This window comes from Haladaptatus halobius (assembly GCF_020618475.1).
GTDB lineage: Archaea > Halobacteriota > Halobacteria > Halobacteriales > Haladaptataceae > Haladaptatus > Haladaptatus halobius.
Genome location: NZ_CP085336.1, coordinates 650,071 through 674,232, shown reverse-complemented (window position 1 = coordinate 674,232; position 24,162 = coordinate 650,071). Strand labels below are relative to the sequence as shown.

Here is a 24,162-nt window from a genome sequence, read left to right as displayed (position 1 = left end):
GATTCTGTAGCGAATGGGTCGCTGGACGGCTGCTACCGCCTACGACTTAAACATGTTTTCAGTGACACCCACAGACAAAAGTACCTTCATCATCATCATCTGTGCGTAAGATATGTCCTTAGGACTGCGTGCCGATATGGAACAGAAGGGCGTTAAGGAACTCCTGACCGGCGCACGGTACGAATTGATGCCATTCGATAGTTTCCATGACGAAATGACCCACCTGCCCGACGACGCGACCATTGCTATCACCACGTCACCGCAACTCGGCATTGAACGGACGGTCGAACGCGCCGAGCAAGCGGCTAAACAGGGGTACGACATCGTTCCTCACATCGCTGCGCGCTACGTCAACAATCGGGAACACCTCGAAAATATCGCCCGACGGCTCACCTCCGCTGGTGTCACGGACATTTTCGTTCCAGGTGGCGACCGTGAAGAACCTGCCGGGGAGTTCGAGTCGGCCTACGACTTGCTCTCGACGCTCGATGACACGGAATATTCCTTCGACGAGGTCGGTATCACCGGCTATCCGGAGGGTCACGCTTTCCTCGACGAAAAGACGCTGACGGATTCGATGGCCAAAAAAGAGGCATACGCGACCTACATCGTCACACAACTCTGTTACGACCCGGAGACCGTGCTCGGGTGGATCGAAACTATCCGTGATCGGGATGTCGACCTCCCCGTCGAGATCGGCATCCCGGGCGTGATGAAGTATCAGCGATTGATTAATATTTCCCAGAAGGTCGGCGTCGGCGACTCGATAAAGTTCCTCAGCAAAACGACCGGCATCCTTGGGTTCATCCGCCAGCTCGTCAGTTCGCGAGGGAAGTACAAGCCAAACGAACTCGTCGACAGCCTCGCACCGTATGTTGACGACGAGATGTACAGAATCCGCGGTATTCACATCTACACCTTCAACCAGACGTCCGACACTGAATCGTGGCGTCGCGCTCGAATCCAGAAATAGTCAGAAGAAACGCGCGAAATGTGCGAGCAATAATTACGGTTCGCTGTCTCATCGATCGCTTTCACGAACAGTGGTGGGCCTGTCATACTGTGATACCGTGGAACACAGATGGTCGGTGACCTATCATCTTCTGTCGAAGGATAAATTATTCCGTATCCAAGCCGGTATGCTAATCATGACGTACGACACTATCCGCGAGACGGACTCGACCGTCGCCGAGTTCCTTGAAGCCGAACGGGCTCGACAGGACGAGACTCTGGCGATGATCGCGAGCGAGAACCATGTCTCGGAATCCGTCATGGAGGCTCAGAGTTCGGAACTGACCAACAACTACGCTGAAGGGTATCCAGGCGAGCGATACTATGGCGGCTGTGAATACGCTGACGCAATCGAACAGTTAGCCATCGACCGCGCCAAAGAACTGTGGGGAGCGGATCACGTCAACGTCCAACCGCACTCGGGCTCCCAGGCGAACATGGGGGTGTATCTGGCGATTCTCGAGCCAGGTGACAAGATTCTGTCCTTGGATCTGACCCACGGCGGCCACCTCTCACACGGCCACCCTGCGAACTTCGCAGGCCAGGTCTACGACATAGAGCAATACGAGGTAGATTCCGAGACGGGGTATGTCGACTACGAGGGTTTGGATGAGACGGCCAAGAAATTTGAGCCGGACGTTATCGTCTCCGGATACTCCGCGTATCCTCGGGAGGTCAACTTTGAGCGCATTCAGGCGACCGCAGACGCCGTCGATGCCTATCACGTAGCTGACATCGCCCACATCACCGGACTGGTCGCCGCGGGCGTTCACGAGTCGCCCGTCGGTGTGGCTGACTTCGTCACCGGGTCGACGCACAAGACCATTCGCGCCGGTCGCGGAGGTCTCATCATGTGCGGCGAAGAACACGCTGACGATGTTGATAGCGCAGTGTTCCCCGGTACCCAGGGTGGACCGGCAATGCACAACATCGCCGGGAAAGCGGTCGGGTTCGGCGAAGCTCTCGACCCCTCGTTCGACGAGTACGCCGAGCAGACCGTTGCCAACGCGAAGGCGCTCGGCCACCGCCTACGGGAACACGGCCTTGACCTCGTTTCGGGTGGCACGGACAACCACCTCGTGCTGGTGGATCTCAGGCCGTCCCATCCTAACACCACGGGAAAGGAAGTCGAATCGGCACTGGAGGATGCAGGTATCGTCTTGAATGCAAATACGGTTCCGGGTGAAACACGATCTCCATTTAATCCCTCGGGGATTCGCATTGGTACGCCTGCACTCACGACCCGTGGCTTCGGTGAGGGAGCATGCGGCGAAGTCGCTGACCTCATATACGAGGTCGTCGACGCCCCCCACGACGAAGCGGTCATTGCCGACGTTAGCGCCCGCGTCGACGAACTCACGGACGAGTACACGCTTTACGACTAACGGTTCCGTCCGGTGGCAACTCTGTTGTCACGCAAAATTCATCTTCGGCTTATCGCTGATCTATGTGTCGGATATCGATTCCATTTCTCACATAACGGTGAGGCGATACCTGTGATATCCTACTCGACATCGTCCCTAGTGGACAACGCTATTTAAAAATCTGCGAGGCGATTGTACGGCCCTGAGCGACCCGGGTCGATTAGTCGTCGTTGGCTTTTGCTTCCTTCTTGGCGCTCAGCTTGGCCTGTTCGCGAGCACTTGGATTGACCGACTCCTTGAACGGGACTCTAGCCACTGTGGCGTACACCGGCTCGTCCTCCTCTTCAGCGTATTCATCTGGTAGATGCACCTCAAACTCGATGTCGAGGTCGGCCTCATAGATTTCGTCGTTGAGCAGTACTTCGGCCTCCGACTGAAGTTTATCCGCCGGTACGAAGCCGAGTCCGATGTTCGTCTCCAAGTCGGGGTTCCACCATGGTGACGTCATATAACCGCACTCTTCGCCCGATTCAGGGTCGGAGATGAGCCAGAAGTCGGGGGCGTAGTCCCGAATTGGTTCGCCGGCCATCTTCAGACCGACAAGCTTGTGGTTGAACGGGAACTCACCGTCATCTACCAGTTCTTTCTGCCGTTCGAGTTCTTCTTTGCCGATGTAGTCGGCTTCCTTGTCGTCCGGCACCTGATATCCCAAGTTGACTTGGAACGGGGAGGTCTCGTGATCCATGTCCTGCCCCCACGAGAGGATGCCCGCCGCGATTCGACGGTGGTGTCCGGGTGCGATTTGCATCCCACCGTGATCCTTGACGGTTTGCATGACCGGTTCCCAGACCCGCTCGGCGTTTTCCATCGCGTCTTTCACGTAGATTTCGAAACCCTTCTCGCCGGAGAAGCCAGTTTGGCTCACCAACACCGGGCAGCCGTTGATTTCGGCATCCATGAGCCCGTAATACGGGATTTCGCTGACTTCCTCGCCGACGACATCGATCAGCACATCCTCGGACAGCGGACCCTGTATCTGCATCGGTGCGACGTCGATTTCGTCGATCTCGACGTCGAAATCTTTCCCGACGTTGACACCCTGTAACCACTGCATAAGCGTGGAGTCGGAGAGAGAGAACCAGAATTCATCCTCCGATACGCGTAATAGGACGGGATCGTTCAGGATGCCGCCATTCTCGTTACAGAGGATGACGTACTTCCCGCGCATTGGTTCGGTCTCGGTCGCGTCCCGAGTGATGACGTAGTTGGTGAGTGCCTCGGCGTCCGATCCCTTTACGCGAATCTGACGTTCGACGGCGACGTCCCACAACGTCACCTTCTCGGTCAGTGCCTCGTATTCGGCCATCGCGCCGCCGTCCTCCGGCTCGACGAGACCACGAGGGTGGTAGATTCGGTTGTACACCGTACATCGCCAGGCACCTTCCTCGTTGAAGGACTTGTCGAAGAAGGGGGATTTACGAACGCGCGTGGAGACCAACATCTCGATACCGGGGTCACCAGTCTGACGCAGGTTTCTCGGTAGTACGCGATCTGACTGATCGACACCAGGATGATTTGGATGGTCGTTGCTCTCTGGCATACCTGTAGATTAGGTTTACAGAAAGTAATAAAAGACAGTGTTAAAAACTCCTGCTATTTATATGCTATCACCCTCGTGGTCGTAGTAACAGAGCGCTGGTACGTCGGCGTCATCGTCGACGCCGTCCGCGCCCGACGCGGTCGTCACAGTCTCGTCGCTGACGGATTTCATCGCATCGATGATGGTCGACCCTGCTGGGACGGTCACCGGTTCACCGTTGACTGTTACCGTCGTCGATGTATCGCCATCGGTGCCGACGTCTGGGTCGTTCGCAGTGCCTGTCTCGAACTCAGCCGTAACCGGCGTGTTCGGACGCGGGTCAGCAATATCTGGTACGCTTGGGAGTGGGTCTTCGGTACTCATAGTTTCTCCATACAGGTGCCGCTATCACAGCGGCCGTCGGTGTGTGCGCGGAACTCCGGTTCGAACTCGTCGATAGCAGTCGTCACGGGCCGAGGGGCGTGAGCCCCAATCTGGCAGTTGCTCGACCGGCTCATCACTCGGCCTAGTTCCCGAATCTCGTCGGTTTCGAACGACCCTCGGTAGACGTCGCGTAGTAGTTCGACGAGTTGTTTCGTGCCTTCGCGGCCAGGAACACAGCGACCGCTGTTCTCCGTTGCGGCGAATTTAGCGCGTTCGCCGGCAGTCGCGACCGCACACCGCTTTTCATTTAGGAGTTCGACGACTCCATCGGTGCCGAGGTCGGCGGCACGCAGGGATTGTGCGGTCGGAGCGATGTCGAGATCACGGGTGATGCCACCGAGGATGCCGCCGACACAGGCCAATTTGAACGTGCCCGTCATCTCGACGGCGTCCAGCGTCGCCTCGAGACTGCCGCCCGACGCCAGTTCGATAGTCGCGGGACTTGCTACGTCGCCGGCGACGGTGACCAGTCGGGTTCCGGGGTCGGCACATTCCGCATCGAACGCGTCCGGCTCCCGGATAGCACGCTGAACCTGGGCAAACGTCCGGGGCGTGTGAACCACCGTCGGGCGGCCGTAGAGTCCGTATTCGGCGGGGGGTGGCGGCTGAAGCCGCGGTTCGATGCGGTCTGCGCCCTCGAGCGCTTCGAGTGCGGCCGTCGGCGCACCAGCGCGGTACACGTCGGGTGCAGCCACCAACTGTGGAACGACCGGTAGCTCCTCAGCGGCCGCGTTGACGGCCTTTTGAAGGAATCGATGCAATTCGACGTCCGTCTCGTTTAGGTAGAGAACGGCGTCATCGGCGCCGACGTACTCTGCGACGGCTGCCATCCCGTCGAGGACTGCCATGGGCGCACCGGCGAGCAACGTCCTGTCGGCCCGTGGCGTATCGCTGGACTCGTTCGCGTTGACGACGATAACCGGATCTCCGTCCGTCCTCCGAGCCGTCTCCCAGACGTCGGCGACTGGCTCGTCCACTGCGGAGTCACCCCGCCCGCGGCCGAGGAGTCCAATGTCGGTTACCGCTTCGGCTGACTGCTCGGTTGCAACGAACGCCCACTCAGTCGGGTTGAGCGGGTCGAGCCATCCGCATGGGCCGAGTACCAACCGCTGGCCAACCGAGAGCGGTCCCGTGTCCGGAACCGGGAGCAACGTGGTCTCCGGGTCATGGTCAATGATCGCGGCCGCACCGTCCATGGGAACCACACCACTCTCGAGCATGTCGACGAGGTTCCCGATTACGGTTGGCTTTGGATCCGGGAAGAACGCCGTCTGTCCCGCTCTAGTCGCCATGACGAGCGGCTCGATTTCCGCGATACCGGTCGGCCCTGTCCGAACCACCGGAACCGAGTCAGCCGCATCCCGGGCTACGCTGATGATCCGCTTGTAGTCGTTCGTCGCTGTGTCGGCCGCGACCCGAATAGCAGACGAGGGACCGACGACACCCGTACTTCGTATCATTGCTTCGTCTATGGAGCCGAGGGGATAAAAAATTCCGTCCTCACTCCGATGTCGACGGTGTACGTATCCCATACGACCACGCGGTCGTCACGGCGACCACAATCAGACGGTTTACGAACACGTTGAAGAGTGATATCATCGACGAGTTACCGACCTGGTCGCAGAGCCCACCAAAGAGGTTAGGATCCTCTAGCTCGGTGTCTGATGTGATGGCGAACTCACGATTCGAGGAAGTCAAGGCTGAGGCGGCGTCGGCAATCACCGACGAGAACCTCCGCTCAGCATACACTGGTCTCGTTCACGAAGACGGCCGTCACGAGTACTACTTCGGCAACGACACCGAAGAGGCTGCCAAACTCCGCGAGGCCGCAGCGATCCAACTCGGCATGCTGTTGCGGGTGCTCGCTGACCGCTCCGACAGCGACATCGAGGAGATAACCGAACTCGCCGTCGAGCGAGCCGAACGAATGGAATTGCAGTGATCCCATCCCCGGCGAGAATGGACGGTTCGGTTGTTACTCGGTCGTCGCGACGGCCTCGATCTCCACCGCTGCGCTCTTCGGCACCGCACCGACGCCGACGGCGCTCCGTGCCGGGGGATCGTCCCGGAAGAACTCGCTGTAAGCCTCGTTGAACTCGTCGAAGTCGTCGATGTCGTCGAGAAAGACGGTCGTCTTGAGAACGTCATCGAGCGCGAGCCCTTCCGATTCGAGAATCACTTCGACGTTTCTGAGACACTGCCGCGTCTGCTCGCCGACGGGTTCGTCGGCCAGTAGTTCCCCGTCGGTCGTCAGTGGCAGTTGTCCGGCCGTAATGAGGATGTCGTCGTTCGTCGTCGCCTGACTATACGCGCCGACCGCAGCTGGTGCATCATCAGTACTGATGGTGCGCTTTATGTCCACCCCTTTTTGCCCACGTTTCTTAAATCTCGGCCATCTCGATGCTTCTTCCACATTATGGCAGATCGATTACTGATTGAGGGCCATCCCTGTAACTCGCCCTCGTGAGGGCCAACCACGGCTTTAGTCGTGGGCTTTCTCACCTAAACTATATAATCCTGGAAAGAACGACACACCGAGACTCAACTCACTGGAGGAGACGAGAGCGGCGGTCGGTTGCCGGGTTCGCGTCGTAATCAGACGCTGGCGATGGACGTACAGAAGTTCTTCACGATGCGCTTTCCGGCATCGGTGAGGATGCTCTCGGGGTGGAACTGGACGCCGACGTGGGGGCGGTCGGCGTGCCGGACGCCCATCACGACGCCCTGCTCGTCGTTGGTGTGAGCTGTCTGTGTGAGTTCTGTCGGTAAATCGTCGTCGTCGATGGCGAGCGAGTGGTAGCGGCCGACTTCAAACGGATCGTCTACGCCGTCGTACAAACCGACTCCGTCGTGCCGGATCTCGGACGGCTTGCCGTGAACCACCTCGGGGGCGTGCCCGACCGATGCTCCGTGCGCTTCACACAGCGCTTGGTGACCGAGACAGACGCCGAGAGCTGGATATTCCGTTTCGGCGAAGACGTCGATCGAGACGCCGGCTGACGCCGGCGTCCCTGGTCCGGGAGAGACCACGATACCAGCGGGATTCAGGTCCTGAATCCCTGCTACGTCGATCTCGTCGTTGCGCCGCACGATGACATCGTCGAACTCCCCGACGTACTGGACGAGGTTGTACGCAAACGAGTCGTAGTTGTCGATGATGAGTATCATCGGGCTCCCTCCATCGCGTCGGTGCTCTGTTTGACGGCGAACGACCCCTGCTCGCCGAGCGCCTCGTCGACGGCCGTCACGAGTGCCCGTGCCTTATCCAGCGTCTCTTGATACTCTTTCTCAGGCACCGAATCGTGGACCACACCGCTTCCGACGCGCAGCCGATACTCACCCTCGTGGTGAATCAGTGTCCGGATGGTGATGTTCAACGTTGCTCGGTCGTCGAAGCCGAACACACCGATGCTCCCCGTATAGGGTCCGCGACGGGTCGTCTCGACCTCGTCGATGATCTCCATAGTTCGGGGCTTTGGTGCGCCGGTTATCGTCCCTCCCGGAAACATCGCGGCGACTGCGTCGGCCACACTCATACCGTCACGCAACTGCCCTTCGACCAGCGAGACGAGGTGCATCACCTCCGAATAGCGATCGACGCGGCGGTACTCCGCGACGTCGACGCTCCCGTACTCGCTTACCTTTCCGAGGTCGTTGCGCTCTAAATCGACGAGCATCGCATGTTCCGCGCGTTCTTTTTCGTCGGTGGTGAGATCACGTTCCAATTCTGCATCCTCGTCGGGCGTGTCTCCACGGGGCCGGGTCCCGGCGATGGGTTCGGTGAGCAGTCGATTCCCCTCGACATCCAGTAGTAGTTCCGGACTGGCGCTGACGAGGTCGATGTCTGGGAACTCTAGTAGTCCGGAATACGGCGCGGGATTCACTCGTCGTACCGCATCGAAGGTTTCGACCGGATTGACCGCCGCAGGTGCTACCAGCCTGTGCGAGACGTTCGTCTGGAACGTGTCGCCGTCCCGGATGTACCGCTTGATCGTCCGAACGCGGTCGGCGAACGCCGCCTCACCGCACTCGCTCTCGAACGTTGCCTGCCGGTTCGGAGTCAGGGATGACTGAACGTGCCGCTCCCCGTGCAGCGCTGCCTCGGCGAGTGCTGTTGCTTTCTCGCGGCCTTCTTCGTAGGCCGCCACTGGCGACTCTCCGACGGTGGGACACGCAGTGACGTGGATCTGGACGTCGCCGTCGTGTGGCTCCTCCCAGGCAGCAACACAGTCGAACATCCCGAGCTGGAGTCGCGGGAGTCCATCACAAACCGTCGTCGCCGGCAGATCTTCCAGTTCTCGCGCAATATCGTAGGACAACCACCCGAACGCACCACAAGGGTACGGAACGTCACAATCCCCGCGAACGAGCTGTTCACGCTCGAGCAACGAGTCGATGGCTTCAATACTGGAACTAGTATCGTCGAGAGATGTTGCGTTCGCGTTCACTTGTAGGCGCTCGACCGGCGCGACGCCAAAGTAGCCCCACCCCGACTGTCCGCCGGTGGTTTCGAGATAGAATCCGTCGGTGTCGGGGTCGCGGGCGCGGCGATACGCGTCGAATGGATCCGAGACGGTGATGCGAACTTCGAACGGTACCCGAGCATCGGGTGGTGCCGACGCTGCGGTCTCCACGAACGATTCTTCCTTCGTAATGACGTTGATCTCATTCATGCGATGGTCTTTGCGAGAACCGAAGTGCGGCCCTCGATACCGTTGTTTAGACCTTGTAGTAGTTCCGACAAAAGCTTTGCGAGGGTCGTCGATTCGGATGCAGTCGTGTTGGGTTTAACCACGAACAAACGACTACCTGGTGATGGCCATTCGTTCCACTTCAAGGGGTTAACTATTCCGCGTCCTGAACTATATCATTCGAATCCGAGATTGAAACCGAGAATGCGCTTGGTAGTTTACTGCCCGTAAAAAGGACATTGGCCCCTGATCTCACTCGAACAATGTCGAGGACAAACCCGGACAGCGCCACTCACAACAGCAATCACACCAACAATGACTACGATAATCGATGGTAACGAGATCGCAGATCAAATCAGAGCCGACGTGCGGGAATGTACACACCGATTGGACGATGAGGGTGTGACGCCAGGGCTGGCAACAGTGCTGATGAGTGACGACGGGGGGAGCGAGACGTATGTCTCGATGAAACAGCAGGCCTGCAAGGAGATCGGTATCGAGGGTATCCACCACGAGATTGATCCAGACGAGCCAGCGGACGTTCTGTTCGACCGAATCGACCAATTGAACGAGGATCCAGCAGTCCACGGTATTCTCGTCCAGATGCCCGTTCCCGACCATGTCGATAAACGAACCGTTCTAGAGCGCATCGACCCGATGAAGGATGTCGACGGCTTTCATCCAGAGAACGTCGGACGACTAGTTGCAGGGAATGCTCGTTATAAACCCTGTACTCCCCACGGTATACAGAAGATACTGGCGGCCTACGACATCGATACTGAGGGCAAAGATGCCATCGTTGTCGGTCGGTCTGACATCGTTGGCAAACCGATGGCGAACCTATTCATCCAGCGGGACGAGAGTGGCAATGCGACGACGACAGTCTGTCATTCCCGGACAGACGATCTCGCTGCAAAGACTCGCAGTGCCGACATCGTCGTCGCCGCCGCTGGAGTCCCCGAGATGATAGATGGCTCGATGCTCTCCGAAGATGTGACCATCATTGACGTCGGCATCACTCGCGTCGACGCTGACACGGAGAAAGGCTACGAACTCGTCGGTGACGTCGATTTCGAAAGTGCCAAGGAGAAGGCAAGTGCCATCACGCCCGTCCCAGGCGGCGTTGGACCACTCACTATTGCGATGCTCATGTACAATACGACCAAAGCGGCGAGTCTGCAGTCGGGGGTGCCCGTCGATCTCCCATAGAAACGGAACCACACTTCTACGACGCGCTGTAGCCGCGGTAACTGTAGTTCGCGGTACCGACAACAACGGGATACTCCACGGCCACATTGCCAGGGCGGATGTACTCGTACAGCAGGACAAACTCGAATACCACTGACGGACGGTGATTGTCAGCGCGTTTCGACGGCACCACATTCCGGACAAATTATCTCGACAGCATCCGTCGATCCAGTCCGTTCCTTGATGACGTTGTGACTCTTACCACACTGCTTGTGCATGTACACCGCGCGGTGCGAACGCGGGTCCGCAAGTGTGATCATCCAGTAAGCTCGCGGACGGGGACCTAGCCGATCGGGCCGACCCGACGAGGGCGCAAACCAAAACACATCCAGAACGTGATAATTTTTGTTTCATGGCTGCCCGAGATACGTCGCCGCGACAACCTCTGGAGAACCCCCGAACGACACCGCGGGACGACACCCCCGTGACAGCCGCGACTGGTGGCAATGAGGCCCCCGCAGTCGTGCAGTTATACCGGCGTCAGAAGCCGCCAGCAATCGCGTTTGTGACCGCTCGTGGTGGCCCGCTCACCCACTCTATGGAAATCGTTATATCTGCGCACTCGCACAGTCCCGGGTGTGTAACGATGAAGGTATCCAGACACGACGACTGCCCGAAAATCAAGTGCAGCCGTGCCGCCACTCCTGGCGCCACCACCCCACCGAGGACCGGAGGTGAGCGGTGATGGAGTTCGCTAAACGGGTGAACGCCGTCGAACCGGCGGCGCCGTTCGTCATCTCGAACTTGGTCTCCGAGCTGACCGAGGAAGGCCATGACATCATCGACCTGAGCGTCGGCCAGCCGGACGTCGAGACGCCCGAGTCCATCATCGAGGCCACCAAGGAGGCCCTCGACAAGGGGCACACGACATACACCCCCTCCGACGGCATCCCGAAGCTGCGTCGGGCCGCGGCGAGCTACCTGAACGAGCGCCACGGGCTGGACTACGAGCCCGAGCACATCATCGCTACCCCGGGTGGCAAGCACGCGCTGTACGAAACCGTCCAGGCACTGGTGAACGCCGGCGACGAGGTCGTCATCTTCGAACCGAAGTGGTCGTCCTACGAGCCGATGGTGGAGCTCGCCGGCGGCGAGACGGTGACCGTTGACCTCGCCCCCTACGACTTCCACCTCGAACCTGCGCTGGACGACCTTCAGGACGCCATTTCCAAGGATACCGCCCTCGTGATGTTGAACTCCCCGGTGAACCCGAGCGGCATGGTGTTCTCCGAGGAGGCATTTCGAGGGGTCCGGGACCTCGTGGTCGAGCACGACGTCCCCGTCGTGTCCGACGAGATCTACAAGGAGTTCATCTTCGAGGGCGACCAGCCCAGCCTCGCGAACTATGACGGCATGTTCGAGCGCACGGTCACCATCAACGGCGTCTCGAAGACGTTCTCGATGACCGGCTACCGGCTTGGGTTCATGGCCGCGCCTACGGACCACACCGACCAGGCCGGGAAGGTCCACAGCCACTCGGTCTCCTGTGCGTCGAACTTTGTCCAGCACGCCGCCGCCTACGCGCTGTCCAGTACCGACATCGACGCCATCGCAGGCGAGATGCGGAATACCTTCGAGCGCCGCCGTGACACCCTCGTCGAGCTGTTCGCCGAACGCGGGGTCGACATGCCCGAGCCGGAGGGCGCCTTCTACGCGATGGTGCCCATCGAAGCCGACGACGACATGCAGTGGTGCAAGGACGCAGTCCGGAAGGCTGGCGTCGGGCTGGTTCCGGGGCGCGCGTTCGGCACCCCGGGCTACGTCCGTGCTTCGCTGGTCGACACGGAGGAGTGCATCGAGGAAGCCATCGACCGGCTCGCGACGGAAGGGTTCATCTGAGATGAGCGCGCCACACCGGGGGACCACGGATCAATGACCGACCGACCGGTCGTCTATGTCACGCGCCCAATCCCGGAAGCCGGGCTCGAACTACTGGAGGAGGCGGAGGTCGAGTTCCACGTCCGGGACGAGAAGCTCCCACCGGGGAAAAACGAACTCGTCGACCGTCTCGTGGAGCTAGACCCGGAGGGGCTGCTGTGCCTGCTGACCGACCATATCGACGGCGAAGTGATGGACGCCGCCCGGAGCCTCGATGTCGTCAGTACGTTCTCTGTCGGTTACGACCACATCGACATGGACTCCGCCGAGGCTCGCGGGCTCGCTGTCGGGCACACGCCGGGCGTCCTCTCGGAGACCACCGCCGACTTCGCGTGGGCGCTCCTCATGACCGCGGCCCGTCGCACAGTTGAGGGCTCCGAGTACGTGATGGCCGACGAGTGGGAGACCTGGGGCCCGAAGCTGTTGACCGGCCCAGACGTCCACGGCGCGACGCTGGGCGTGGTCGGCTTCGGTAACATCGGCTCGGCGGTGGCCCGCCGGGCCGCCGGCTTCGACATGGAGGTGTTATACACCGACACTGGACGGCAGCCTGACGTCGAGGAGGAGCTTGCCGAGTACGGCGTCGACGCCCAGTTCGTCGCTGAGGACGAACTCCTCGAGCGCAGTGACTTCGTCACGCTGCACGTGCCGTTGACCCCCGAGACGGAGGGGTTCGTCGGCGAGCCGGAGGTCAGGGCGATGAAGGACAGTGCCGTCCTCGTCAACACGAGCCGGGGTCCAGTCGTCGACACGGACGCGCTGAACACCGCGCTCGAGGAGGACTGGATAGAGCGCGCCGCCTTGGACGTTACTGATCCTGAGCCGCTGCCGGCCGACCACGAGATAACCCGTCACGTCCCCGAGAAGCTCGTGCTCGCACCGCACATCGCGAGCGCCAGCATCGGGACCCGGGACAGGATGGCTCGCATGGCCGCGAAGAACCTGCTGGCCGGCCTCGCCGGCGAGGAGCTCCCGAATTCGGCGATCGAGGACCGGCGGTAGCACCCGTCGGCGCCGCCGCGCTCACTTCTACTCCAACACCAGCACCCGGAGGTCGGCCAGTCCGACGTCCTCCGTGGGGCGGCCATCAGCTCGCTGCCGCCGCCGGTGATAGGCGCGAGCACGGGCGATAACACGCTCGTGCTCGCGCCAATTCGAGAACCCGTCGTGCGCCCTCTACCCGGCGGGCGCGAAGGTCAAAATTGACGAGAATATCCCTAATTTGGGGAGATCAAACGACAATCATGTTGGGGAAGCAGCGGAACAAAGTACTGGCCATGAAACGAAGTCGTATCTCGGTGATGGGTCGGAGTCGCGGTAGAACGGTTTGGGGTGCCGACGACGAAACCCTTCACGATTGCTTCGCTCGACCAGCTGTACTCCTCCATCGGGAAAACTCGGATCCACTTCCGGGCGGTGATCATTGGCGTGTTTCGACGGCACCACACTCCGGACAAATTATCTCGACTGCGGCCGTCGAGCCCGTTCGTTCCTTGATGACATCGTGACTCTTTCCGCACTGTTTGTGCATGTACACGGAGTGATCCGCGTGATCATCCAGCAGGATGTCGTCGGCCTCGTTTGCGAGCACTATCCCTCGACAATAGTAACATTCGGTTTCCATAGGTTTGGTATCGCAACCTACCGTGAAATATGTGTCCCCGATCAAACGCGAACAACGAGAGTCACGCAGGTTTAGTGATCCACGTCGTTAATCAAGGAGGCGGTCTCCGACGATCCCGTTATGCCAACTCGGAAATCCGATTGTTGCACCACTCGTTAGCATTTACAACTCTTTGAGTCGATAGAATCGATCACAATGCAATACAATTACATCGGCAACGCACACGAACGCCTTGTACAATGACGATGTGAAGCCGTTTCCAACACAGACTCCGATCGAATTTCCGCGACGGAGGCATGGATGCGACGAGGTCAACATCTTGAAACGGCTGTTCTTTCCGGCGTGCTGGAACGGGATGAGTTTGGTTTGGAATGAGTTGGCGGTGTTAGATCGTCTCGACAACCTCGGAGAGTTGTTCTACGCAGGAATCCAACCGTACTCCGGCGGTGACCCCTCAGAAACGGTCACTAGAATCCTAGACCGAATACCAGAAATACGGACGACACTTAAGAAGGACGTCGAGGCTGCTTACAAGGGCGACCCCGCGGCGAAGTCGTACATGGAGGTAATTCGCTCGTATCCGGGGTTCCTTGCGAGACTAGTCCAGCGTAACAGTCCTAATGAGCGATAACGATGCGGTCAAGGCGTTCATGGATCGAAAGCACGAACTCTGCGAGGCGGCCGGAGTTCCGACCAAGCGAGTTGACATCCCACCGGACAAGCCAGCCGAGGAACTCTACCGGGCGGTCGAACGATTGGGCGCCGCCGCCGACGTAACGTCACTTTTCGTGCAGGTACCATTCCCTGACCACGTCAACGCTAACGCGATCAGAGACCGTGTGCCACCGGCGAAGGACATCGACTGCTTCGCTCCTGAGAATCTGGAACGCCTCGTCATCGGTGACCCAAGGGTGACGCCTGTTAGACCTGCTGCCGTCTTGCAGCTTCTTGCAGCCTACGATATCAATACAAGAGGGCAGGACGTAGTTGTGATCGGCCGAAACACCGCTATCTGCAAGTCGCTGGCGAACCTGTTGCTCGCCCACGGCCCAAGCAGGGATGCGACAGTCACGATATGTCACACAGCGACAACAGACCTTGCAGCGAAAACTCGCAATGCCGACATCCTCGTGACAGCTGCTGGTGTCCCGCAACTGGTCGACGGGTCGATGGTCTCGGGTGGTGCCCCGATAATTGACATCAGCGTTAATCGTGTGGACGCCGACACGGAGAAAGGGTACGAACTCGTCGGTGACGTCGATTTAGTGAGTGCCAAAGAAAAGGCAAGTGCCATCACGCCCGTCCCAGGCGGGGTGGGACCGCTTACACTCACACTAATTCTGCGCACCATCGTCGACGTTACGGCGAGACAGGCAGGCGTCAAGGCAGCGCTCTTGGTAAATGACAGATATCAGTCTAATTGGGCTTGGAGCTAGTGAAGGTATTTAAAAACAGTGCTATTTCCTCACATGCTATTAAGTTAATCCAGCGTCATCCGATAAGTGGGTTCCGTGTCTGCTTGGGCTCGTAGCTCATGTCCCATATCACACAACGGGGCCCTTTCCGGGCAGTAGTGGCCATGGATAGTGACCGAACGTGCGCGACAGCCTTGCTGATCGTGTTGACGGGCGCTGCACATACGACAAGGGCCTCACTGGCCGAGTGACGCCAGCTCTGCGAGTAGTCCGGGTGACGCCGAACCCAAGCGACCATCCAATAGAGGTACCAAACCTACGCCGAGGACTACAATCAAGATTTCACCGCTGACCTTGATCAAGTAGCGGTTGACGAGAAGCAGGTACAACTCGGCGAGAAACTCTTTCAGACGTATACTATACGACTCGAACAATGTCACGAAATTAAAAACGGCAGTAAGCCGGCACAGAACGCTGGCTTACTATCTACACCGCCTACTACAACCACCATCGGAATTACCAAGCTCTGGAGAACTAGCCGCCAATCGAAGCGCTTAGACGAGGAGATTTATTCTAGTAGTGTCTACTCATTCAATCCACTATGTATCCTATATAACGTGGGAACTGCTGTCGACGTAGATTGACTAAAACTCATTTTGTCTACTATCTTTTACGCTGTTTTCCCGAATACTGTGGTAGAAACGATGAAGGTGGTTGCTCATGATCAGAGGATTGAAATGCTATGGTTGGAATGAAATATATACCATTACACTACTATTCATGTAATGACCTTCGACCGCCTCGCATCTTACGTCCATTCTTGATTGCAATCCTGGATGAGGTTTTTGGTCATGAATGGCCGTCTCAGCTATACCAAGCTGATCGACCTTGGTATCGAACGACTTGTATATCCTCTATTATTCAAATTTCATAATGGACTCGGTGGTCATTTGAACACTCATCAATTATGATTCCTCCCACAATAAGTAGGATAAGTTACATAACGAGTTTCAAAGTTACAATAGAAGAAAACAGAGAGTGGAAGAACTATAATATGACATCTCATTAGTTGCTAATGTACAAATATGACCGATAATGTCATGAGGAGATTTCTCGTCCTTCGTGAGATGGACGACCCGATTTCAGAGACTGACCTTGTCGCAGCTATTGAAGCGTCTGGCAGAGCAATCACGGAACTCAGAACTGAAGGAGTCGATATCAGATGGAACTCCTTGGAGGTACTTCGGAATGAGGATAACAGTATTGTCGGCATATTCTGTCACTATCTGGCAGAAAGCGAGGATGTAATTGAAGACCATGCCGAACGAGCTAACTCGCCAATTTCAAAGATCATACCCCAAAGTGAATCAATGAGAGGCGAGTGAAACAATTCATCTCATGCCTACTTTCCGCGGAAACCCCAAAGGTCAAACTCAAAACTACAGTTGAAATGCGAGCTCCGTGTTCAGCAACACTTCCCGCACGCGTTCACATCGATACCTAGACTGTAGATTTTCGATTTGGGTCACAACTACCGTGCAGGAACCCATAATCTAATTGGACAGTGATTGGCTGTTCCTTCTTAAAAACTCACCGTATCGGCAAAAGGTAGTACTTTTCACCAGGCGTTGAGGAACAGCCGTAATATTTGGAGTATCCATATTTTACTTACGTCTCCAGTCTGAGATGCCTGTAATGTCATTACACGTTCGAGACGTCCGACAGGACGTTCGTGAACTCGGCGAACTACTGGGCGACATTCTCGCAGACCACGCGAGTACAGAGGCGTTCGAAGCAGTTGAAGCCGCTCGGACTGCGGCGATCGACTACCGGCGTGGCGAGAGTGAGAATCGTCACCTAATCGAAGCTGCCATCAGCTCCGGAGATGACCGTATTAACGAGGCTGTCGCACGTGCGTTCACCACTTACTTTGAACTCGTGAATCTCACCGAGGATCGTGAACGTGTCCGCGCTCTCAGACGCAGCGAACAGGCGGGGCAACTGAGCGATAGCCTCCGAGCTGCCATCGATACGCTCATCGAGGATGGTGCCGACCCAGCGACAGTCGCCAGCGTCCTTCAGGACGTTCGCGTCACTCCGACGTTCACCGCCCACCCCACAGAGGCTCGCCGGAAGACGGTGAAGGCGACTCTCCAGCGTGTCAGCGACTGCATCGAGGATCTCGATGAGCGTCGGTTGACCGATCAGGAGCGAGAGGCAGAGTTTGAAGAGCTTGAAGCCCTGGTCGAAAGCCTTTGGACGACTCGTCAGATCCGCGAACGACCCCCCAAACCGTTCGACGAAGCTCGCAACGTCCACTGGTATCTCGCGAACGTCATCTTCGATGTCGTCCCAGAGGTCTACGATGAACTCGAGAACGCTCTCTACGAGGCCTACGACGAACCGCCTGAGGTGCCCCAAATCCTCGACTTCCGTTCGTGGGCCGGCAGTGACCGCGACGGGAATCCATATGTAACCCCCGAAGTTACGACGAAAACACTTGACCGACAGCGTCGTCTCGTCCTGAACCGGTACCGTGACGCGCTCGCGAACGTGGCAGGCGTCCTGAGCCAAGATGCCGCACGTTTCGACGGTGACGGCCTCCGGGATGCTCTACAGACAGATGCCGAGGACGTCCCCAGCATGGTCGAGCGGGCAAACGAGCGCTATCCGAACGAGCCGTTCCGCCAGAAGGTAGCCGTCATGCGCGAACGAGTCACCCGAGTCGACGACGTCCGCCCTGGCGGTTACGAGAACGCTGAGGCATTTCGGGAGGAACTGGAACTGCTCGCGACGACGCTCCGAAACGCCGGGCTCAATGATATCGCGGGAGAGTTCATTGACCCGTTGATTCGGCAGGTCGAGACCTTCGGCTTCCATCTCGCCGCCCTCGATCTGCGCGACCACCAACAAATGCACACCGACGCCCTCGAACAGGCACTCGCGAGAGAAGACATCGACTACGCGGGTATGGACGAGGCCCAACGCGTGGAGTTCCTCACCGAGGCGGTCCTCCAGGATCAGCCCGTCCTCGACCTCACCGACAATCAAGACCTTGACGAGGACGCAAACCGCGTCCTTCGGCGGTTCGACGCCCTCGGTGACTGGCAGCGCGAATACGGACAGGAGGCCATCGACACGTATGCTATCAGCATGACGGAGGAGCCGAGCCACGTCCTCGAAGTTCTCTTTCTCGCTGACCAAGCTGGCGTTCTCGATCTCCCCGACCACTCCGGACTCGACATTGTCCCGCTTCTCGAAACCGAATCCGCGCTCTCCGGCGCTCGCCGCATCATGGGCACCCTATTCGAGAACGACGCCTACGCCGCCAACCTCGAGGCTCGCGACGGAATGCAAGAGGTCATGCTTGGGTACTCTGACTCGAACAAGGAGAATGGCTTCCTCGCTGCAAATTGGGAACTTGACCGCGCCCAGCGCCGCCTCGCGAAGATCACCGACGACTACGGCGTCGGTCTCAGATTCTTCCATGGTCGTGGCGGCTCAATCTCCCGTGGTGGCGGTCCGATGAATGAAGCCCTGCTCGCGCTCCCGAAGGAAACGGTCTCTGGCGAGGTGAAATTCACTCAGCAGGGTGAAGCTATCGCCGAGACGTACGGCAATGCTCGCGTGGCGGAACGCGAACTTGAACAGATGCTCAACGCGCAAATCCGTTCCCGTCATGCGGCCGTTACCCAGGATGACGAACCTCTCCCCAACCGATGGGAGGAAGCCATGGGTACCATGGCCAGCGCCGCACGGGACGCCTATCGCGACCTTCTCGAGACCGACGGGTTCGTATCGTACTTCGAGCAGGCGACTCCCATCACCGTCATTGAACAGCTCAATCTCGGGTCGCGCCCCGCCTCGCGAAGTGGCGAACGTAGCGTTGAGGATCTCCGTGCTATTCCGTGGGTATTCTCCTGGACGCAATCCAGATGTATCATTCCCGGTTGGTATGGCCTCGGTACCGGTATCGACGCCTACCTCGACCAGGGTGGTGATCCCGCTATTCTCGAGGAAATGTGTGAGGAGTGGTCGTTCTTCCAGACCACGCTCGACAACGCCGCGTTGAGTCTCGCCCGGACGGAAATGGAGATTGCAGCCCAGTATGCGGATCTCGCAGAAGACCCCCTCCGTGATGAGTTCTTCCCCCGCATCGAGGAGGAGCACGAGAGTGCGGCCAGCCACGTCCTCGACATTACCGAGCGTGACGATCTCGTCGATCGGTCGTGGCTCCGCGACAGTCTCGACCGGCGCAATCCGTACGTGGATCCCCTCAACTACCTCCAGGTCGATCTCCTCGACCGAACCCACCGAACCGATCAGGCCGAACGCACTCTCCGTCTCACGGTCAAGGGCATTGCCGCTGGCATGAAAAATACTGGCTGAGCCGAAGAGTAAATCGGTTCAACTTGTCTTGATTTTACCATCCAACTGTTTGCTGTTTTGTTTCAGTAACGAATCAATAGTAGATGCGTTGTCCATCACTCATTTGATTTCTACCAATTCACTAACTTCTTAGCAGTACGATCGCGAGAGAAAATGACGTAATTGCAATAACCCGACCGCATAGAACTCGAATCCTAACATAATCTATTAGATGCCTTTGTAGCTACCAACAACTATATTCCGGAGGTGGCTGACATGATTACTCGTATTCGTAGGTAGTACCTATCGACTCGGTCTCGGATCATATACGCTAACGACGGAGACAATGAAGATAGCTTTCGAGGCTAGCTACCGACACGTGGTTACTGCAGCCTGTATGGCAACGAAGCGGAAGTTTGTGACGCGCTTGACGCTGCGTCGGTCGTCCGCGAAGAGGTGTTTGTCGGAACGAAAATAGGCCACTTCGAGGAGTCAGAAAACCCCCGAATACATCAGAAACTGTGTCGAGGAAAGCAGAGAAAAGCTCGGAGTCGAAACTATCGATCTCCTCTACCACCACTGCCCCCGTCAGACTAAAGAAATCGACACCGTCCTTCCTGTGTTTGAGGAGCTCCACGGCGAAGGGATCGTCGAGCGAATCGGCGTGAGCAACTATCGTATCGAGGGTATTGAGCGAGCGCAGGAGTTGATCGACATTCCGCTGTACGTGAACCAGGTGGAATTGTATCTGCTATTGCAACAGCAGGAGCTGGTGGCGTTCCTTTGTGATCAAGACATATACACCGTTTGTACGCTCCGATTGAGCAGAGAAAGGTGTTCGACATTCCTGAACTGGTCGACATCACGGACAAACACGACACCACAGCAGCAGTCGTTAGCCTCGCGTGGCTGCTTTCACGTGACGGTGTCATCCCAATCCCTCGATTCAGCAGCGAAAACCACATCCGTGACAACTTGACCGCACAAAAACTCGAACTCGTCCGGAAGGATATCGACCGAATCCATCCAATCGAGGAAACCTACAGATGTGAAGTCCCAACTGGATGGGGTGGTAAAGAAGGACATGGCGGTAACCGGACGGCGATACCTTATGGATTAGATTGCGCTTGTGGGAGTCTATATGCTTCAACAATATTCCAACGTGGTCACCGATTTTGTCTTGCATCTAAAACCAGCGCGCTGTCCTACAGCAACAACCGAATTGAACGTCCTCGATCCCTCGAAACTGAACGAACTCAAATCGACGCACACACCTCTTGATCAGCGGTTTAGATGCCAAGGTACTTTTGACGGAGGGTATCATCCTCGTGGAGGCGCTCGGTCGTGACTTCTTCGACAATGCGCCCCTCGTCAAGAATGTAGTGACGGTCAGCGACCGCAAGCGCAACTGCAACGTTCTGTTCGACAAGTAGTACTGTGACGTTCTATTCAGCATTGATATTCTCAATAATGGATTCGATGCACCGGACGATGTACGGTGCAAGACCCTCACAGGGTTCGTCGAGAAACATCATCCGTGGGTTGGTGACGAGACTCCAGGCAATTGCGAGCATTTGCTGTCCCGACGGAGTTACGCTGCGTGAAACCCGGGAGCGGAAGCGTCGCGACGCCGCCGTCCTTCCCCGTCAGCGCGCCCATCGGCCGTCTTCCGCGGAACGATCGCCACGAGTGACGCTCGACGCTGATCGCGCACCTCGAGCATTTGTGTCCTCGGGACGGAGAAGAGACGAGAAATCGGCGGGCCGAGGGACGCTAAGCCCCCCGCGTTAGTCGAGCAGCGGTTCCTCGCGGACGGTGGCGTCGTAGCGCTCGCCCTCATACAGGATTTCGACGTCGGTCCCGGGCTCCGCGTACTCCGGGGGAAGATACGTGTAAACGACGCAAGCGCCGACGGTGTAGCCGTACTCGGCACTGTGAACGTATCCGATGGGTTCGTCGCCGTCCATCACCGGCCGGTCGGTTAGTACGACCGCCTCCTCGTCGTCGAGCGTCAGACAGGCGACCTTGTGCTCGATGTTGTCACCCTCGGCCGCCGCTTCGACGGCCTCCCTGCCGACGAAGTCAGTATCGAGATCGACGGCCCAGCCGAGATCCGCTTCGTAGGGGTTATGCTCGGTGTGGAGGTCCTCACCCCACAGCCGGAACCCCTTCTCGATGCGCAGAATGTCGAGCGCGCCGTTACCGTACGGCCGGATGTCGAACTCCTCGCCCGCCTTGAGCACGTGTTCCCAGAGCCGTTCGCCGTACTCCGACGGCGTGTACAGCTCCCAACCGAGTTCTCCGGCGTAGGAGACGCGCAGAGCGGTGACGGGCACGTTCTTCACGTAGAACTGTTGACTCGTGAAGAATGGGAACGCCTCGTCCGAGAGATCGACGTCGGCGATTTTCGAGAGCACCTTCCGGGCGTTCAGCCCGGTACAGACCATCGCGGCCAAACTGGAGGTAACGTCGTTGACGACGACATCCTCCGGAGATTGCTCGCGGACCCATGCGACGTGGTTGTTCCCGACCTCGCGGCCGGTCGTCAGCAACAGATACCGGTCCTCACTGACTCGAGTCACGGTGATGTCCGCACGCACGCCGCCGCCCTCGTTACACATGAGGGTGTAGCGCACATCACCGACATCGAGGTTCATGTCGTTGGTACAGAGGTGTTGGACGAACTCGCCGGCGTCGCTCCCGACGATCTCCATCTTGTTGAACGAGGTCATGTCGTGGAGGCCAACGTTTTCGCGGACGTTAAGCGCCTCTGCGCCCTCAATGGGCGACCAGTACTCCGCCTCCCATCCCTCGCGGTCGGGTATTCGATCGCCGTACTTCGCCAGCAGGTCGGCGTTCGACTCGAACCACTGCGGCTCTTCCCACCCCGCCTCGGCCCACAGCTCCGCGCCGAGTTCCTTGTGACTGTGGTACATCGGGGTCCGCCGGATGTCCCGCTGCTTGTCCGTCCACACCCACTTGGGGTGCATAATGTTGTAGACGATGCGATACTCCTCGCCGCCGATGTCACGCGCGAAGTCCCAGCTCCCCTCGTGGGCGTCGAACCGGTTGACGTCGGCATGTGCCAGGTCGATCGGCCCGTCATCAAGGCGGGGAACGCCACGTTCCATCCACTCGGCGAGCGCCTTCCCGGCGCCGCCGGCGTGGGTGACCCAGATGCCTGCGGCCGTCCAAAGTCCGTCGTACCCCTCGACCGGCCCCATCGCGGGCAAGCCGTTGGGCGTCTCCGAGAACATCCCGTTGTACTTGTGTTCGAGCTCCGTTCCGGCCGTGGCGGGGAGGAGTTCGTCACTGGCCCGCCGGGGGGGCTTGTCCGGCCGGTCCGGATGGGTCGCGTTCTCCATGTGGTACTCGGTGAACTCATGGACCGACCCCTGTTCACCGTCCGGGTCGTTGCCACCCAACTCCTCGGGATCCGGCACGATCGGTTCGTGGTTGTACGAACCGATGCCGTACGCGTCCCCGTGGGTCCGATAGTACATGGCGTTGTCCTGGTCCCGGAGGATGGGGCGGTCGGGGCCGACGAGGAGACGCTTCGCCTTTTCGCCGGAGATGTTGCGGTAGTTCTCGAACAGCGGGTGGTCGGTGATGTCGACCGCGCTGTCGGCGAGTTCGCCCAGCGGTTCGGTCATCGTGTACTGGTGCTCGACCGGCGTCACCGGTAGGTGGACGTCGATCTCCTCGCCCAGCTGTCGAGCCCAGATGTTAGTCGCGACTACAACATCGTTACAGTCTATGGTGCCGTTCTCGGTGACAACCGCCTGCACCGCGCCGTCCTCGAACTTGACGTCCTCGGTTCGAGTGTGTGGGACGAACTGGGCGCCCCGCTCCATCGCCTCCCGGGCCAGCGCGTCGCACGCGACGACGCCCGAGACCTGCCCGTCGGTCGGGGAGTAGTAGCCCCCAAGAACTTGGGTTTCGTCCACGAGCGGGAGATGCTCGCTCACCTCCTCCGGCGAGAGGATTTGCGGGTCATCGATCCCCCACGCAAGTCCGTTCTCGACGCGGCGTTCGAGGAAATCCATTCGTTCCTCGGAGCGGGCGACCTCGATGCCGCCGACCTCGTTGTACGCTTGTCGGCCGTCGGCACCCTCGAGGTCGGAGTACAGTCGCCGGCTGTAGTCCGCGAATTTGGTGAGGATCTTCTCCTCAGAGGTTTGGAACATGATTCCGGGCGCGTGGGACGAGGATCCACCGGTCGTCGGCATCGGTCCTTGGTCGACGACGACAACGTCCTCTCTACCAAGCTCTGTCAGCTGATACGCGATGTTGCAGCCGACGATGCCGGCACCGACGATGACAGTGTCGGCTTGGGTCGGCAAGTTGTCTGTCGGATTCATCAATCTGCGTTAACGGTGTCTGTGATGCGTAATATAACTAACGCCTTCGCCGACCTCGTTTGCAACCGATAACTCCCGTGTCACGTAGAGTTTCGCCACCTAGCAAGTTCGACAGAGGTTGAAGTAGCGTCGACGGTGTGGGCCGTGACGCGGCCCCCGACAGTGACAACGGAGCAGCC

General features: G+C 58.5%; 22 protein-coding genes and 1 pseudogene. 13 read left to right on the top strand and 10 right to left on the bottom strand.

Annotation, left to right across the window (positions count from 1 at the left end; all coding sequences use genetic code 11):
* Nucleotides 1–112 precede the first annotated feature (112 nt).
* Together LIW51_RS20190 and glyA are read left to right on the top strand one after the other, a co-directional pair.
* Complete coding sequence (locus LIW51_RS20190; protein WP_368411829.1) at nucleotides 113–973, top strand: methylenetetrahydrofolate reductase; 861 nt, start codon at nucleotides 113–115, stop codon at nucleotides 971–973.
* 175 nt (nucleotides 974–1,148) lie between these two features.
* Nucleotides 1,149–2,396 carry a serine hydroxymethyltransferase gene (gene glyA, locus LIW51_RS20185; protein WP_227378224.1) on the top strand — a complete coding sequence of 416 codons (1,248 nt, stop codon included), beginning with the start codon at nucleotides 1,149–1,151 and terminating at the stop codon, nucleotides 2,394–2,396.
* 199 nt (nucleotides 2,397–2,595) lie between these two features.
* Here glyA and LIW51_RS20180 read toward each other — a convergent pair whose 3' ends face one another.
* From LIW51_RS20180 to LIW51_RS20170, 3 genes and pseudogenes are all read right to left on the bottom strand, one after another.
* The gene (locus LIW51_RS20180) at nucleotides 2,596–3,975 is read right to left on the bottom strand and encodes an aminomethyltransferase family protein (RefSeq protein ID WP_227378223.1); all 1,380 of its coding nucleotides are present in this window, start codon (nucleotides 3,973–3,975) and stop codon (nucleotides 2,596–2,598) included.
* A 66-nt stretch (nucleotides 3,976–4,041) separates the two neighbouring features.
* Nucleotides 4,042–4,338: pseudogene (locus LIW51_RS20175) on the bottom strand (2Fe-2S iron-sulfur cluster-binding protein); the annotation flags it as partial.
* On the bottom strand, nucleotides 4,335–5,858 hold the full coding sequence (locus LIW51_RS20170; protein ID WP_227378221.1) for an NADH-ubiquinone oxidoreductase-F iron-sulfur binding region domain-containing protein: 1,524 nt from the start codon (nucleotides 5,856–5,858) through the stop codon (nucleotides 4,335–4,337). The gene LIW51_RS20170 and the pseudogene LIW51_RS20175, both read right to left, overlap by 4 nt.
* Nucleotides 5,859–6,067: 209 nt before the next feature.
* Between LIW51_RS20170 and LIW51_RS20165 the strand changes: the two genes are divergently transcribed.
* Nucleotides 6,068–6,340, top strand: a complete 273-nt coding sequence (locus LIW51_RS20165; protein WP_227378220.1) for a DUF8113 family protein — start codon at nucleotides 6,068–6,070, stop codon at nucleotides 6,338–6,340.
* Between the two features lie 33 nt (nucleotides 6,341–6,373).
* Here LIW51_RS20165 and LIW51_RS20160 read toward each other — a convergent pair whose 3' ends face one another.
* The 3 genes from LIW51_RS20160 to LIW51_RS20150 form a co-directional block, all read right to left on the bottom strand.
* On the bottom strand, nucleotides 6,374–6,754 hold the full coding sequence (locus LIW51_RS20160) for a Rid family detoxifying hydrolase (RefSeq protein ID WP_227378296.1): 381 nt from the start codon (nucleotides 6,752–6,754) through the stop codon (nucleotides 6,374–6,376).
* A gap of 239 nt (nucleotides 6,755–6,993) precedes the next feature.
* Complete coding sequence (locus LIW51_RS20155) at nucleotides 6,994–7,566, bottom strand: anthranilate synthase component II (protein ID WP_227378219.1); 573 nt, start codon at nucleotides 7,564–7,566, stop codon at nucleotides 6,994–6,996.
* Entirely contained in the window at nucleotides 7,563–9,071 is a 1,509-nt protein-coding gene (locus LIW51_RS20150) for an anthranilate synthase component I family protein (RefSeq protein ID WP_227378218.1), read from the bottom strand. The genes LIW51_RS20155 and LIW51_RS20150 overlap by 4 nt, the downstream gene beginning before the upstream one ends.
* 333 nt (nucleotides 9,072–9,404) lie before the next feature.
* Here LIW51_RS20150 and LIW51_RS20145 point away from each other — a divergent pair, with 333 nt between their 5' ends.
* Nucleotides 9,405–10,298 carry a bifunctional methylenetetrahydrofolate dehydrogenase/methenyltetrahydrofolate cyclohydrolase gene (locus LIW51_RS20145; protein ID WP_227378217.1) on the top strand — a complete coding sequence of 298 codons (894 nt, stop codon included), beginning with the start codon at nucleotides 9,405–9,407 and terminating at the stop codon, nucleotides 10,296–10,298.
* 149 nt (nucleotides 10,299–10,447) lie between these two features.
* On the opposite strand, the gene LIW51_RS20140 is transcribed toward LIW51_RS20145, so the two are convergent.
* Nucleotides 10,448–10,597 (bottom strand): hypothetical protein, encoded by a 150-nt coding sequence (locus tag LIW51_RS20140; protein WP_227378216.1) that lies wholly within the window; start codon nucleotides 10,595–10,597, stop codon nucleotides 10,448–10,450.
* 424 nt (nucleotides 10,598–11,021) lie between these two features.
* On the opposite strand from LIW51_RS20140, the gene LIW51_RS20135 reads away from it, so the two are divergent.
* Nucleotides 11,022–12,176, top strand: a complete 1,155-nt coding sequence (locus tag LIW51_RS20135) for a pyridoxal phosphate-dependent aminotransferase (RefSeq protein WP_227378215.1) — start codon at nucleotides 11,022–11,024, stop codon at nucleotides 12,174–12,176.
* Between the two features lie 33 nt (nucleotides 12,177–12,209).
* Entirely contained in the window at nucleotides 12,210–13,217 is a 1,008-nt protein-coding gene (locus LIW51_RS20130) for a 2-hydroxyacid dehydrogenase (RefSeq protein WP_227378214.1), read from the top strand.
* Between the two features lie 418 nt (nucleotides 13,218–13,635).
* On the opposite strand, the gene LIW51_RS20125 is transcribed toward LIW51_RS20130, so the two are convergent.
* Complete coding sequence (locus tag LIW51_RS20125; protein WP_227378213.1) at nucleotides 13,636–13,806, bottom strand: hypothetical protein; 171 nt, start codon at nucleotides 13,804–13,806, stop codon at nucleotides 13,636–13,638.
* Between the two features lie 352 nt (nucleotides 13,807–14,158).
* Here LIW51_RS20125 and LIW51_RS20120 point away from each other — a divergent pair, with 352 nt between their 5' ends.
* From LIW51_RS20120 to LIW51_RS38640, 7 genes are all read left to right on the top strand, one after another.
* Complete coding sequence (locus LIW51_RS20120; protein ID WP_227378212.1) at nucleotides 14,159–14,470, top strand: serine acetyltransferase domain-containing protein; 312 nt, start codon at nucleotides 14,159–14,161, stop codon at nucleotides 14,468–14,470.
* Nucleotides 14,460–15,275: a tetrahydrofolate dehydrogenase/cyclohydrolase catalytic domain-containing protein gene (locus LIW51_RS20115; RefSeq protein ID WP_227378211.1), complete on the top strand. Its 816-nt coding sequence runs from the start codon at nucleotides 14,460–14,462 to the stop codon at nucleotides 15,273–15,275. The genes LIW51_RS20120 and LIW51_RS20115 overlap by 11 nt, the downstream gene beginning before the upstream one ends.
* Before the next feature lie 1,064 nt (nucleotides 15,276–16,339).
* Nucleotides 16,340–16,639, top strand: a complete 300-nt coding sequence (locus LIW51_RS20110; RefSeq protein ID WP_227378210.1) for a nickel-binding protein — start codon at nucleotides 16,340–16,342, stop codon at nucleotides 16,637–16,639.
* Between the two features lie 310 nt (nucleotides 16,640–16,949).
* On the top strand, nucleotides 16,950–19,643 hold the full coding sequence (gene ppc, locus LIW51_RS20105; RefSeq protein ID WP_227378209.1) for a phosphoenolpyruvate carboxylase: 2,694 nt from the start codon (nucleotides 16,950–16,952) through the stop codon (nucleotides 19,641–19,643).
* Nucleotides 19,644–20,133: 490 nt separating this feature from the next.
* Nucleotides 20,134–20,601: an aldo/keto reductase gene (locus LIW51_RS39330; protein ID WP_368411853.1), complete on the top strand. Its 468-nt coding sequence runs from the start codon at nucleotides 20,134–20,136 to the stop codon at nucleotides 20,599–20,601.
* Nucleotides 20,484–20,903, top strand: coding sequence for an aldo/keto reductase (locus tag LIW51_RS39325; RefSeq protein ID WP_368411852.1), 420 nt, complete (start codon nucleotides 20,484–20,486; stop codon nucleotides 20,901–20,903). Before LIW51_RS39330 ends, LIW51_RS39325 begins: the two co-directional genes overlap by 118 nt.
* Nucleotides 20,904–20,929: 26 nt before the next feature.
* Entirely contained in the window at nucleotides 20,930–21,055 is a 126-nt protein-coding gene (locus tag LIW51_RS38640) for a hypothetical protein (protein WP_255767547.1), read from the top strand.
* Between the two features lie 12 nt (nucleotides 21,056–21,067).
* Here the strand turns inward: LIW51_RS38640 and LIW51_RS38635 are convergent, their stop codons facing one another.
* Nucleotides 21,068–21,196 (bottom strand): hypothetical protein, encoded by a 129-nt coding sequence (locus LIW51_RS38635; protein WP_255767546.1) that lies wholly within the window; start codon nucleotides 21,194–21,196, stop codon nucleotides 21,068–21,070.
* Between the two features lie 213 nt (nucleotides 21,197–21,409).
* On the bottom strand, nucleotides 21,410–23,983 hold the full coding sequence (locus tag LIW51_RS20095) for a GcvT family protein (protein ID WP_227378208.1): 2,574 nt from the start codon (nucleotides 23,981–23,983) through the stop codon (nucleotides 21,410–21,412).
* Nucleotides 23,984–24,162: the final 179 nt, after the last annotated feature.

What these genes read in the sequence shown, in the direction of transcription:
- LIW51_RS20150 (WP_227378218.1), bottom strand. Translation starts at nt 9,071, where the DNA reads ATGAATGAGATCAACGTCATTACGAAGGAAGAATCGTTCGTGGAGACC.
- LIW51_RS20145 (WP_227378217.1), top strand. Translation starts at nt 9,405, where the DNA reads ATGACTACGATAATCGATGGTAACGAGATCGCAGATCAAATCAGAGCC.
- LIW51_RS20095 (WP_227378208.1), bottom strand. Translation starts at nt 23,983, where the DNA reads ATGAATCCGACAGACAACTTGCCGACCCAAGCCGACACTGTCATCGTC.
- LIW51_RS20165 (WP_227378220.1), top strand. Translation starts at nt 6,068, where the DNA reads ATGGCGAACTCACGATTCGAGGAAGTCAAGGCTGAGGCGGCGTCGGCA.
- LIW51_RS20190 (WP_368411829.1), top strand. Translation starts at nt 113, where the DNA reads ATGTCCTTAGGACTGCGTGCCGATATGGAACAGAAGGGCGTTAAGGAA.
- LIW51_RS20110 (WP_227378210.1), top strand. Translation starts at nt 16,340, where the DNA reads ATGACCGATAATGTCATGAGGAGATTTCTCGTCCTTCGTGAGATGGAC.
- LIW51_RS20180 (WP_227378223.1), bottom strand. Translation starts at nt 3,975, where the DNA reads ATGCCAGAGAGCAACGACCATCCAAATCATCCTGGTGTCGATCAGTCA.
- glyA (WP_227378224.1), top strand. Translation starts at nt 1,149, where the DNA reads ATGACGTACGACACTATCCGCGAGACGGACTCGACCGTCGCCGAGTTC.
- ppc (WP_227378209.1), top strand. Translation starts at nt 16,950, where the DNA reads ATGTCATTACACGTTCGAGACGTCCGACAGGACGTTCGTGAACTCGGC.
- LIW51_RS20155 (WP_227378219.1), bottom strand. Translation starts at nt 7,566, where the DNA reads ATGATACTCATCATCGACAACTACGACTCGTTTGCGTACAACCTCGTC.
- LIW51_RS20140 (WP_227378216.1), bottom strand. Translation starts at nt 10,597, where the DNA reads ATGATCACACTTGCGGACCCGCGTTCGCACCGCGCGGTGTACATGCAC.
- LIW51_RS20115 (WP_227378211.1), top strand. Translation starts at nt 14,460, where the DNA reads ATGAGCGATAACGATGCGGTCAAGGCGTTCATGGATCGAAAGCACGAA.
- LIW51_RS38635 (WP_255767546.1), bottom strand. Translation starts at nt 21,196, where the DNA reads ATGCTCGCAATTGCCTGGAGTCTCGTCACCAACCCACGGATGATGTTT.
- LIW51_RS20170 (WP_227378221.1), bottom strand. Translation starts at nt 5,858, where the DNA reads ATGATACGAAGTACGGGTGTCGTCGGTCCCTCGTCTGCTATTCGGGTC.
- LIW51_RS20130 (WP_227378214.1), top strand. Translation starts at nt 12,210, where the DNA reads ATGACCGACCGACCGGTCGTCTATGTCACGCGCCCAATCCCGGAAGCC.
- LIW51_RS20135 (WP_227378215.1), top strand. Translation starts at nt 11,022, where the DNA reads ATGGAGTTCGCTAAACGGGTGAACGCCGTCGAACCGGCGGCGCCGTTC.